The 11,492-nt window shown below is 73.2% G+C and carries 10 protein-coding genes; 5 read left to right on the top strand and 5 right to left on the bottom strand.

What is annotated here, in order from left to right; translation table 11 throughout:
- Nucleotides 1-166: 166 nt before the first annotated feature.
- The gene (locus FHU37_RS03120) at nucleotides 167-1,099 is read right to left on the bottom strand and encodes a LysR family transcriptional regulator (RefSeq protein WP_179812689.1); all 933 of its coding nucleotides are present in this window, start codon (nucleotides 1,097-1,099) and stop codon (nucleotides 167-169) included.
- A gap of 128 nt (nucleotides 1,100-1,227) precedes the next feature.
- On the opposite strand from FHU37_RS03120, the gene FHU37_RS03115 reads away from it, so the two are divergent.
- From FHU37_RS03115 to FHU37_RS03105, 3 genes are read left to right on the top strand one after another with little or no spacing between them, the layout of a single operon-like run.
- Nucleotides 1,228-1,959, top strand: coding sequence for a succinate dehydrogenase cytochrome b subunit (locus FHU37_RS03115; protein ID WP_312892396.1), 732 nt, complete (start codon nucleotides 1,228-1,230; stop codon nucleotides 1,957-1,959).
- Between the two features lie 8 nt (nucleotides 1,960-1,967).
- Entirely contained in the window at nucleotides 1,968-3,971 is a 2,004-nt protein-coding gene (locus FHU37_RS03110) for a fumarate reductase/succinate dehydrogenase flavoprotein subunit (protein WP_179812687.1), read from the top strand.
- Nucleotides 3,968-4,729: a succinate dehydrogenase/fumarate reductase iron-sulfur subunit gene (locus FHU37_RS03105; protein ID WP_179812686.1), complete on the top strand. Its 762-nt coding sequence runs from the start codon at nucleotides 3,968-3,970 to the stop codon at nucleotides 4,727-4,729. The genes FHU37_RS03110 and FHU37_RS03105 overlap by 4 nt, the downstream gene beginning before the upstream one ends.
- 123 nt (nucleotides 4,730-4,852) lie before the next feature.
- Here the strand turns inward: FHU37_RS03105 and FHU37_RS03100 are convergent, their stop codons facing one another.
- The 4 genes from FHU37_RS03100 to FHU37_RS03085 all read right to left on the bottom strand — a co-directional run bounded on the left by FHU37_RS03100 (nucleotide 4,853) and on the right by FHU37_RS03085 (nucleotide 7,843).
- Nucleotides 4,853-5,224 carry a VOC family protein gene (locus FHU37_RS03100; protein WP_179812685.1) on the bottom strand — a complete coding sequence of 124 codons (372 nt, stop codon included), beginning with the start codon at nucleotides 5,222-5,224 and terminating at the stop codon, nucleotides 4,853-4,855.
- A gap of 109 nt (nucleotides 5,225-5,333) precedes the next feature.
- Complete coding sequence (locus FHU37_RS03095; RefSeq protein ID WP_179812684.1) at nucleotides 5,334-6,230, bottom strand: endonuclease/exonuclease/phosphatase family protein; 897 nt, start codon at nucleotides 6,228-6,230, stop codon at nucleotides 5,334-5,336.
- A gap of 170 nt (nucleotides 6,231-6,400) precedes the next feature.
- Nucleotides 6,401-7,426 carry a LacI family DNA-binding transcriptional regulator gene (locus FHU37_RS03090; protein ID WP_179812683.1) on the bottom strand — a complete coding sequence of 342 codons (1,026 nt, stop codon included), beginning with the start codon at nucleotides 7,424-7,426 and terminating at the stop codon, nucleotides 6,401-6,403.
- Nucleotides 7,427-7,522: 96 nt separating this feature from the next.
- A complete protein-coding gene (locus tag FHU37_RS03085) occupies nucleotides 7,523-7,843 on the bottom strand; it encodes an L-rhamnose mutarotase (RefSeq protein WP_179812682.1) in 321 nt (106 codons plus the stop codon).
- 218 nt (nucleotides 7,844-8,061) lie between these two features.
- Here FHU37_RS03085 and rhaI point away from each other — a divergent pair, with 218 nt between their 5' ends.
- Nucleotides 8,062-9,228, top strand: coding sequence for an L-rhamnose isomerase (rhaI, locus tag FHU37_RS03080; RefSeq protein ID WP_179812681.1), 1,167 nt, complete (start codon nucleotides 8,062-8,064; stop codon nucleotides 9,226-9,228).
- 86 nt (nucleotides 9,229-9,314) lie between these two features.
- A complete protein-coding gene (locus FHU37_RS03075) occupies nucleotides 9,315-11,360 on the top strand; it encodes a bifunctional aldolase/short-chain dehydrogenase (RefSeq protein ID WP_179812680.1) in 2,046 nt (681 codons plus the stop codon).
- The last annotated feature ends 132 nt before the right edge of the window (nucleotides 11,361-11,492 follow it).

Genomic DNA, 11,492 nt, shown 5'->3' with positions numbered 1-11,492 from the left:
ACGGACCATGAGAGCGCTCCCAGATGCGACCGTATATGACGCCCCGGAACCTGAGAAGAGGTCGGAAGCGAATTCGAGAGCGCTCTCAAAACACCGTCAGATCGCCCGGGGAGCGCTCCCATTCACTCCGTCACAGCCGTCCCCGACGCCCCTCGGAGCACGTTCGTCATGGTCGCGCGGCGAGTCGCTCCACGCCTGACGGCAGCGGCCCGGCGTCCGCCAGCGACTCCAGCAGCACGGTGCGCAGCGCCCGGGCCGCGTGGGTGAGGGCGGCGTCGGTGCGGTGCGCCAGGGCGATGGTCCGGGTCAGTCCGGGCCGGACCAGCCGGGTGGCCCGCAGGCCGGGTACCCCGGCCAGCACCATGCTGGGCACCACCGCCGGGCCGAGTCCGGCCTCCACCAGCCGCAGCACCGCGTCCATCTCCCCGCCCTCCACGGCGAACGCCGGCTCGAAGCCGTTGCCCCGGCAGGCGCGCAGCACCGCCTCGCGCACGTCGTAGCCGTCCCGGAACATCACCAGCGGCATGGTCCGCAACCGCGCCACCGGGAGCGCGCCGCCCCGGGTGGGCGGCGCCGTCGCCGCGGAGGTGGCCAGCACCAGCTCCTCGCGCAGCAGCGGCTCGGTGGCCAGGGCCGGGTCGGTGCCCTGCGGCGGCACCACCACCAGCGCCAGGTCGAGCGCGCCGCGCAGCAGCAGCCGCAGCAGGTCGCGGGAGCCGTTCTCGGAGACGACCAGCCGGATGCCGGGGTAGGCGGTGTGGAAGCGCAGCAGCACCTCCGGCAGCACGGAGGTGGACAGGCTGGGCGTCGCGCCCACCCGGACCCGGCCGGAGCGCAGGCCCACCAGCTCGGCGACCTCCAGCCGGGCGGTGTCGGCGTCGGCCAGGATGCGGCGGGCCAGCGGCAGCAGCCGCTCCCCGGCCGGGGTCAGGTCGATGTTGCCCCGCGCCCGGGTGAACAGCTCCGCCCCCAGCTCCCGCTCCAGCGCCCGGATCTGCTTGCTCAGCGAGGGCTGGGCGACGTGCGCGCGCTCGGCGGCGCGGGTGAAGTGGCGGGTCTCCGCGACGGCCACGAAGTACACCAACTGCTGGAACTGCACGGACGGCCTCCCTCCGCCGAACGGGTCGGCCGGGCGGCGACCGCCGTGTGGGCCAATAGCCCCAGGCTATCGATTCCAGCTCCATCATGTCTTGGACACATGATCGGGGGCGGCCTAGCGTCGGTGCCGTGACGACGACCACCCCGCGCCCCGCCACGCAGGCCGAGCAGGGAACGACAGCGCCCCGGGCGCTCCCCCGGTGGTACCGGTCCACGGTCTTCCTGAAGACCGTGATGGCGGTCACCGGTGTCATGCTCCTGCTCTTCCTGACCGCCCACATGATCGGCAACCTGGAGGTCTTCCGCGGCGAGGAGTCCTTCGACGGGTACGCGCACTGGCTGCGCGAGATCGGCGAGCCGATCCTCGGCCACTCCTGGTTCCTGTGGATCCTGCGGGTGGTGCTGCTGGCCGCCGTGCTGCTGCACATCGGGACGGCCACCGCGCTGGCCCGCCGCGCCCGCCGGGCGCGCCCGGTGCGCTACGCCCACCGGCCCCCGGTGCAGGGCACCTACGCGGCCCGCACCATGCGCTGGGGCGGCGTGATCATCGCCCTCTTCGTCGTCTACCACATCCTCGACCTGACCGCCGGGGTGCTCAACCCGGTCGGCGCGCCGGGACGGCCGTACACCAACGTGACCGCGGACTTCCAGCTCTGGTACGTCACCGCCGTGTACACCGTCGCCGTCCTGGTGCTCGGCCTGCACCTGCGGCACGGGGTGTGGAGCGCGACGCGCACGCTGGGCCGCCACCGTCCCGGCCTGGAGCGCGTGACGTCGGTGGCGGCCACGGCCTACGCCGTGGTGATGACGGTCGGTTTCCTCTCGGTGCCGTTCGCGGTGGCCGTGGGCTGGGTCGAATGAGAGCCGGGATGAGTACCCCTTCGAACACCTCCACCACGCGCCGGGACACGGCGGGCCAGGGCACCGCGGGCGCCCCCGGCGGCTACACCGTCGGCGCCCCGCTGACCGACACCGCCGCCCCCGACGGCCCGCTGGAGACCCGCTGGGAGCGGCGCCGGCTGGCCGCCCGGCTGATCAACCCGGCCAACCGGCGCCGGCTCCCGGTGATCGTGGTCGGCACCGGGCTCGCCGGCGCCTCGGCCGCGGCCACCCTCGCCGAGCTGGGCCACCCGGTGCTCTCCTTCTGCTACCAGGACAGCCCGCGCCGGGCGCACAGCATCGCCGCCCAGGGCGGCATCAACGCGGCGAAGAACTACCGGGGCGACGGCGACAGCGTGCGCCGGCTCTTCCTGGACACCGTCAAGGGCGGCGACTTCCGCTCCCGGGAGTCCAACGTGCACCGGCTCGCCGAGGTCTCCACCCAGATCATCGACCAGTGCGTCGCCCAGGGCGTGCCCTTCGCCCGGGACTACGGCGGCCTGCTGGACACCCGCTCCTTCGGCGGCGCGCAGGTCTCCCGCACCTTCTACGCCCGCGGCCAGACCGGGCAGCAGCTGCTGCTCGGCGCCTACCAGGCGATGTCCCGCCAGGTCGCCGCCGGGCGGGTGGTGACGCATCCGCGCACCGAGATGCTCGACCTGGTGGTGCACGAGGGCCGGGCCCGGGGCGTCGTCGTGCGCGACCTGGTCACCGGCGAGGTGCGCACCCACCTCGCGGAGGCCGTGGTGCTGGCCACCGGCGGCTACGGCAACGTCTACCACCTGTCCACCAACGCCCGCGGCTGCAACGCCACCGCGATCTGGCGGGCGCACCGGCGCGGCGCGCTCTTCGCCAACCCCTGCTTCACCCAGATCCACCCCACCTGCATCCCGGTCAGCGGCGAGCACCAGTCGAAGCTGACCCTGATGAGCGAGTCGCTGCGCAACGACGGCCGCGTCTGGGTGCCGCTGCGCAAGGGCGACACCCGCGCCCCGGGCGACATCCCCGAGGCCGAACGGGACTACTACCTGGAGCGGATGTACCCCTCCTTCGGCAACCTGGTGCCCCGGGACATCGCCTCCCGGGCCGCCAAGCGGGTGTGCGACGAGGGGCGGGGCGTCGGCCCCGGCGGGCTCGGGGTGTACCTGGACTTCGCGGGCGCCATCGCCCGGCTCGGCCGGCGCGCCGTCGAGGAGAAGTACGGCAACCTGTTCGAGATGTACCAGCGGATCACCGGCGAGGACCCCTACCGGGTGCCGATGCGGATCTACCCGGCGATCCACTACACCATGGGCGGCCTGTGGGTGGACTACGACCTCCAGTCCACCATCCCCGGCCTGTTCGTGATCGGCGAGGCCAACTTCTCCGACCACGGCGCCAACCGGCTGGGCGCCAGCGCGCTGATGCAGGGACTGGCCGACGGCTACTTCGTGCTGCCGACCACCCTCACCCACTACCTGGCCGCGGGCCCGTTCGAGCCGGTGGCGGCGGACGCGCCGGCCGTCGTGGAGGCCGAGGCCGCCGTGCGCGCCCGGCTGGAGCGCCTGCTGGGCAACGACGGCAGCCGCAGCGCCGAGTCGTTCCACCGGGAGCTGGGCCGGCTGCTGTGGGACGCCTGCGGCATGGAGCGCGACGAGGCGGGGCTGCGCGCCGCCCTGGAGCGCATCCCCGAGCTGCGCGAGGAGTTCTGGCGCGACGTCCGGGTGCCGGGCAGCGGCGAGGCGCTCAACCAGGCGCTGGAGAAGGCCGGGCGGGTCGCCGACTTCCTGGAGCTGGCCGAGCTGATGTGCCTGGACGCGCTGCACCGCGCCGAGTCCTGCGGCGGCCACTTCCGGGTGGAGAGCCAGTCCGAGGACGGCGAGGCGCTCCGCCACGACGAGTACTTCTCCTACGTCGCCGCCTGGGAGTTCACCGGCGTCGGCGCCCCGCCGGTGCTGCACCGGGAGGCGCTCGCCTACGAGACAGTCACCCCGAGCCGACGGAGTTACGCGTGAGACTGACCCTGCGCATCTGGCGCCAGGCCGGGCCCGAGGCCCGGGGCGACATGGTGACCTACGAGGTGCCGGACGCCAGCGAGGACATGTCCTTCCTGGAACTGCTGGACGTCCTCAACGAGCGGCTGATCGCGGCCGGCGAGGAGCCGGTGGCCTTCGACCACGACTGCCGGGAGGGCATCTGCGGGGCCTGCGGCATGGTGATCAACGGCGTGGCGCACGGTCCGCAGCGCGCCACCACCACCTGCCAGCTGCACCTGCGGCAGTTCTCCGACGGCGATGTGATCGACGTCGAGCCGTGGCGGGCGGCGGCCTTCCCGGTGGTGCGCGACCTGGTGGTGGACCGCTCCGCGCTGGACCGGATCGTGCAGGCCGGCGGCTACGTCACCGTGCCGACCGGCAGCGCCCCGGAGGCCCACTCGGTGCCGGTGCCGAAGGCGGCGGCGGACGAGGCGTTCGACGCGGCCACCTGCATCGGCTGCGGGGCGTGCGTCGCGGCCTGCCCGAACGGCTCGGCGATGCTCTTCACCGCGGCCAAGACCACCCACCTGGGGCTGCTGCCGCAGGGCGCCGTGGAGCAGGACCGGCGGGTGCCGGCCATGGTGGCCGCACACGACGCCGAGGGCTTCGGCGGCTGCTCCAACACCGGCGAGTGCACCGCGGTCTGCCCGAAGGGCATCCCGCTGGGCGCCATCGGCAGGCTCAACGCCGACCTGCTGGGCGCGCTGCGCCGCACCCGCGGAACCGGCCGGGACTGAGGGCCGCCCTGGCGGGCGCGCCGACGGACCTTCCCCGACCCGCCGGGGAGGGCCCCGGCGCCCGGTGGTGCTCCCGGGCGCCGGGGCGGTCACCTCCGGGGCCGCCCGCCGCCGGCCGGGCGGTCACTCCTGGAGGACGGAGAGCACGTTGCCGGCCGGGTCGGTGAACCAGGCGATGGTCGGGCCGCCCTCCACGCGGACGATGCCCTTGTCGTCGGCCGGGAAGCCCTCGTAGCGCTCCATCCGAACGCCGCGCCGGACCAGTTCGTCCACCGCGCCCTCGACGTCGTCCACCGGGAAGTTGAGCACGGTGAACGACGCGGGGGTGTGGTTCTCCTTGGGGTAGACCAGGACGTCCCGGTCGCCGGCGAGGTGCAGCCGCAGCACCTCCTGGTCCTCGGAGACCCGCAGGCCCAGTGTCTGCCGGTAGAACTCCCTGGCCCTGGGCACGTCGTCGACCGAGAAGCTGCTGAACGCCCTGCTGTTCGCGAACATGGCCCCATGCTGAGCCGGCCGGGCCGCGCCCGCCACGCGACGGGCCGGCCGTTGGTCCGATCGGCCCACCGGCCGCCGCCCGGGGCGGGGAGGGCCTGCCCGTGCGGGGTCACAGCTCCAGGACGGCCTGCACCGGGAGGTGGTCGCTGGGGAACTGGCCGTGCCGGGAGAAGGTGTTGATGTCGGCGCGGCGGGTGCGCACCTCGTCAGAGGTGAGGATCCAGTCGATGCGCTCGTCCACGGGGCGCAGCGGCTGGTAGCCGTGGAAGGTGGCGTACACCTGGCCGCGGGTGGCGGCGGTCTCCCAGGTGTCGACCAGGCCGCCGCGCAGCATGATGTCGTAGACCGGGTTGGCGTGCGCCCGGGCGTTGAAGTCGCCGGTGACCACGCGCGGGACGCCGGCGCGCAGGGCGGCCAGCCGCTCGGTGACCAGGCTCGCGGAGCGCTCACGGGAGTTCTGGCTCTGGTGGTCCAGGTGGGTGTTGAGCAGGTACAGCTCGCGCCCGGTGCGCGAGTCGTGGAAGCGGATCCAGGTGACCATCCGGACGACGGTGTTGCCCCAGGAGCGGGAGCCGATCCGGTAGGGGTCGTCGGAGAGCCAGAAGTGGTCGTACTCCAGCGGGGTGAGGCGGCGGGTGTCGTAGTAGACGGCCATGAACTCCCCGCGGCTGCCGCCCTCCCGGCCGGTGCCCAACCAGTCGTAGTAGGGCGGCAGGTCGGCGGCGATGTCCCGCAGCTGGGCGTACAGCCCCTCCTGGGTGCCGAGCAGTTCGGGGAGTTCGCGGCGCAGGAGTTCCCGCATGACGGGGCGGCGGTCGGCCCAGGAGTTGGGGGAGGTCTGCGCGGCGTAGCGCAGGTTGAAGGACATCACCCGCAGTGCGGTGTCGTCCTCGGACGGCGCCTCGGCGGCCCGCGCGGTGCCGGCGAGGCCGGCGGCGGGGAGGGTGAGGGCGGCGGCGGTGGCGAGGCGGATGCCGGTGCGGCGGCTGAACGGGGTTCCGGACATGCGGACTCCTCCGGCGTCAGGTGTGAACCCGGTCGTCGGTGAGTCTGTGGGCGGCGGGTATGGCGGGGGTGACCCGCGGGAGGCGGCGCGGGGAATCCTGGGTGACGGTCCGTCATCCCGGGTGGGTGGTCGCCGCGGGGCGCGGCGGCGCCGGCCGTTCCGCCGGGGCGTCAGTGCACGGCGCTGGGGGTGTGCCCCATGCTGGAGGTGCGCACGACCAGTTCGGGCTGGTAGACGATGCGCTGGTGCTCGTGGCCGGTGGTCGCCGGGTCGGTCTCCTGGATGAGGAGTTCGGCGGCGGCGGAGCCGATGCGTTCGGCGGGCTGGCGGACGGAGGTGAGCGGCACGGCCGCCGCCCCGGCGAACTCGATGTCGTCGTAGCCGACGATGGACATGTCCTCCGGGACCCGCACCCCAGCGGTGAACATCGCCTGGAGGACGCCGAGGGCGATCAGGTCGTTGGCGCAGAAGACGGCGGTGGGCCGGTCGGCCAGGCCGAGCAGTCGGGCGCCGGCGTCGCGTCCGGCCGCCACGTTGAGCCGGCCGGTCTCCAGCACGGTCAGCGCCTCGGGGGGGAGGCCGGCCTCGGCGACGGCCGCCCGGGCGCCGGCGAGGCGGTCGGCACACTGGGTGAGGTGCATCGGGCCGCTGACGTAGGCGACGCGGCGGTGCCCGCCGGCCAGCAGGTGGCGCACGGCCAGGGTGCCGCCGGCGACGTCGTCGACGGAGACCGAGCAGGCCTCCTCGCTGGGCACCACCCGGTCGACGAAGACGAACGGGATGCCGTGCCGGCGGAAGGCCGCCAGGTTGCGGCCGCTGGTGTCGGCGGGCGTGACCAGCACCCCGCGCACCCGCTGCTCGGCGAAGAGGCCGAGGTAGTCGGCCTCCTCGGAGGGGCTCTCGGCGCTGTTGCAGAGCATCACGCCGAGCCCGGCCGCCCGGGCCGCCCGCTCGGCTCCGCGCGCCACGTCCACGAAGAAGGGGTTGGCCATGTCCAGCACCAGCAGGGCGACCGTGCGGCTGCGGCCGGCGCGGAGCTGGCGGGCGGACTCGCTGCGGACGTAGCCGAGCTGCTCGATGGCGGCGCGCACCCGGCTGCGGGTCTCCTCGGAGACGGCCTCGGGGCGGTTGATGACGTTGGAGACGGTACCGACCGAGACCCCCGCTCGCCGGGCCACGTCCTTGATACCGACCATCGTTTCCCATCCCGGCGTCGACGTCGTGCCACTGCTGTCCGGGGCAAGTCTCCGGCAGCCGATCACCACAGAGCAAACAGGGCGCGGCGGCGCCGGTCAATCCAGGTGGAAGACCTCTTCCAGCGGGCGCATCGCCTCGTCCGGGCGGGCGCCGTCCAGGGACTCGAAGAAGTCGCCCATCACGGCCTGCCAGCGGGCGTTCACCTCGGTGGCGTCCATGGCGGCGCGCGCGGCCTCGAAGTCCTCGGTCTCCAGGTATCCGACGAGCAGGCCGTCCTCGCGCAGGAAGAGCGTGTAGTTGCCCCAGCCGGTCTCCCGCAGCGCCTGCTGCATCTCCGGCCACACCGCCCGGTGGTGCTCGCGGTACTCGTCGAGGCGGTCGGCACGGACCTTCAGCAGGAAGCAGACGCGCTGCACGGCGATGGACCCCTTACCATGAATCGTTGTTCATGAATCGTTTCATGTACGAGCGCCCTCGACCGTATGGTCCTGGCGAGCGGACGTCAAGACGTTGTCAGCGGATTCATATGGCCAGCTCAGGCGCATCGGCACAACGTCTGGATTTTTTCGGTGAAACGATTCATTATGGTCGGGCCGAGCAATCGACCGCCATCGCGTCAGGAGAGCGAAGAGCAATGAGTGACCCGACCGCCGTCAAGGCCGCCCTGCGCGCCCAGCAGATCGAGACCCCCTCCTGGGCGTACGGCAACTCCGGGACCCGTTTCAAGGTCTTCGCCCAGCCCGGCGTCCCGCGCGACCCCTTCGAGAAGCTCCAGGACGCCTCCCAGGTGCACGCCTTCACCGGTGCCGCCCCGAGCGTCGCCCTGCACATCCCGTGGGACAAGGTGGACGACTACGCGGCCCTGGCCGCCTACGCCGCCGAGCGTGGTGTGCGGATCGGAGCGATCAACTCCAACGTCTTCCAGGACGACGACTACAAGCTCGGCAGCGTCACCAACCCGGACCCGAAGGTGCGCCGCAAGGCGACCGACCACCTGCTGGAGTGCGTCGACATCATGGACGCCACCGGCTCGAAGGACCTCAAGCTGTGGTTCTCCGACGGCACCAACTACCCCGGGCAGGACGACATCGCCGCCCGCCAGGACCGGCTGGCCGAGGCGCTGCGCGAGGTCTACGACCGGCTCGGCGACGACCAGCGGATGCTGCTGGAGTACAAGCTGTTCGAGCCGGCGTTCTACACCACCGACGTCCCGGACTGGGGCACCGCCTACGCGCACTGCCTGGAGCTCGGCCCGAAGGCGCAGGTGGTGGTGGACACCGGGCACCACGCCCCGGGCACCAACATCGAGTTCATCGTCGCCTTCCTGCTGCGCGCCGGGAAGCTCGGCGGCTTCGACTTCAACTCCCGCTTCTACGCCGACGACGACCTGATGGTCGGCTCCGCCGACCCGTTCCAGCTCTTCCGCATCATGTTCGAGGTGCACAAGAACGGCGGGCTGAAGCCGGAGACCGGCGTGGCGTTCATGCTCGACCAGTGCCACAACATCGAGGCGAAGATCCCCGGCCAGATCCGCTCGGTGATGAACGTCCAGGAGGCCACCGCCAAGGCGCTGCTGGTCGACCAGGAGGCCCTGGCCGCCGCCCAGCGCTCCGGTGACGTGCTCGCCGCCAACGCCGTGCTGATGGACGCCTACAACACCGACGTGCGCCCGCTGCTGGCCGAGGTGCGCGCCGAGGCCGGCATCGACCCCGACCCGATGGCCGCCTACGCCCGCTCCGGCTGGGCCGAGAAGATCGCCGCCGAGCGGGTCGGCGGGCAGCAGGCCGGCTGGGGCGCGTAAGCGGCCCCGGGACCCGTCCCCGCCCCCCAGATCCGTTCCCGTCACGTCCCGACGACCACCGACGCGACAGTTAAGGACCCCACGTCATGACTCCTGCGACCCACCCCGCGGTCGCCGCGCTGCTGGAGCGCTCGCACCGCCTGGGCGCCGATCCGCGCAACACCAACTACGCCGGCGGCAACACCTCCGCCAAGGGCACCGACACCGACCCGGTCACCGGCGGCGAGGTCGAGCTGCTGTGGGTGAAGGGCTCCGGCGGCGACCTCGGCACACTGACCGCCGCCGGCCTGGCCGCGCTCCGCCTGGACCGGCTGCGTTCGCTGGTCAACGTCTACCCCGGCGTCGAGCGCGAGGACGAGATGGTCGCCGCCTTCGACTACTGCCTGCACGGCCGGGGCGGGGCGGCTCCGTCCATCGACACCGCGATGCACGGGCTGGTCGACGCCGCGCACGTGGACCACCTGCACCCCGACTCCGGCATCGCTCTGGCCACCGCCGCCGACGGTGAGAAGCTGACCGCCGAGTGCTTCGGCGACCGGGTGGTCTGGGTGCCGTGGCGCCGCCCCGGCTTCCAGCTCGGCCTGGACATCGCCGCGATCAAGGCCGCCAACCCGCAGGCGATCGGCTGCATCCTGGGCGGCCACGGCATCACCGCCTGGGGCGACACGGCCGAGGAGTGCGAGGCGCGCTCCCTGGAGATCATCCGCACCGCCGAGGCGTTCATCGCCGAGCGGGGCCGGCCGGAGCCGTTCGGCCCGGTGATCGAGGGCTACCAGCCGCTGCCCGAGGACGAGCGCCGGGCCCGCGCCGCCGCCCTGGCCCCGGTCATCCGCGGCCTGGCCTCCACCGACCGCCCGCAGATCGGCCACTTCACCGACAGCGACGTCGTCCTGGACTTCGTCTCCCGCGCCGAGCACCCCCGGCTGGCCGCCCTGGGCACCTCCTGCCCGGACCACTTCCTGCGCACCAAGGTCCGCCCGCTGGTCCTGGACGTGGCGCCGACCGCCCCGCTGGAGGAGGCGGTGGCGCGGCTGAAGGAGCTGCACACGGCCTACCGCGAAGAGTACGCCGCCTACTACCAGCGGCACGCCACCGAGGACTCCCCCGCCATGCGCGGCGCCGACCCGGCGATCGTGCTGGTCCCGGGCGTGGGCATGTTCTCCTTCGGCAAGGACAAGCAGACCGCGCGGGTGGCCGGCGAGTTCTACGTCAACGCCATCAACGTGATGCGCGGCGCCGAAGCGGTCTCCACCTACGCCCCGATCGACGAGTCGGAGAAGTTCCGCATCGAGTACTGGGCGCTGGAGGAGGCCAAGCTCCAGCGGATGCCCAAGCCCAAGCCGCTGGCCACCCGGGTCGCGCTGGTCACCGGCGCCGCCTCCGGCATCGGCAAGGCCATCGCCGAGCGCCTGGCCGCCGAGGGCGCCTGCGTGGTCGTCGCCGACCTCAACGCCGAGGCCGCCCAGGCGGTCGTCGACGAGCTCGGCGGGGCGGACCGGGCCGTGGCGGTGGTCGCCGACGTCACCTCCGAGGAGCAGATCAAGGACGCCTTCGCCGCCGCCGCGCTCGCCTTCGGCGGCGTCGACCTGGTGGTCAACAACGCCGGCCTGTCCATCTCCAAGCCGCTGCTGGAGACCACGGTCAAGGACTGGGACCTCCAGCACGACGTGATGGCCCGCGGCTCCTTCCTGGTCTCCCGGGAAGCCGCGCGGGTGATGATCGAGCAGGGCCTGGGTGGCGACATCGTCTACATCGCCTCCAAGAACGGCGTCTTCGCCGGCCCCAACAACATCGCCTACGGCGCCACCAAGGCCGACCAGGCCCACCAGGTCCGCCTGCTGGCCGCCGAGCTCGGCGAGCACGGCATCCGGGTCAACGGCATCAACCCCGACGGCGTGGTCCGCGGCTCCGGCATCTTCGCCGGCGGCTGGGGCGCCAAGCGCGCCGCCGTCTACGGCGTGCCGGAGGAGAAGCTCGGCGAGTTCTACGCCCAGCGCACCCTGCTCAAGCGCGAGGTGCTGCCGGAGCACGTCGCGGCGGCGGTCTTCGCCCTCACCGGCGGCGACCTCACCCACACCACCGGGCTGCACATCCCGGTGGACGCCGGAGTCGCGGCGGCCTTCCTGCGCTGACCGGGCTCCCCGACCGACCGTCCCGGGCAGACCTGACCCGCCCGGGACGGTCCGGGGCGGGTGGTCGGTGGCCGCGTGCGGTGGCCACCGAGCACCCGCCCCCTTCCCTCCCCCTCCCCCGCCCCTCCCGTT

The sequence above is a fragment of the Allostreptomyces psammosilenae genome (assembly GCF_013407765.1).
GTDB lineage: Bacteria > Actinomycetota > Actinomycetes > Streptomycetales > Streptomycetaceae > Allostreptomyces > Allostreptomyces psammosilenae.
This window is presented reverse-complemented; position numbering and strand designations above follow the sequence as displayed.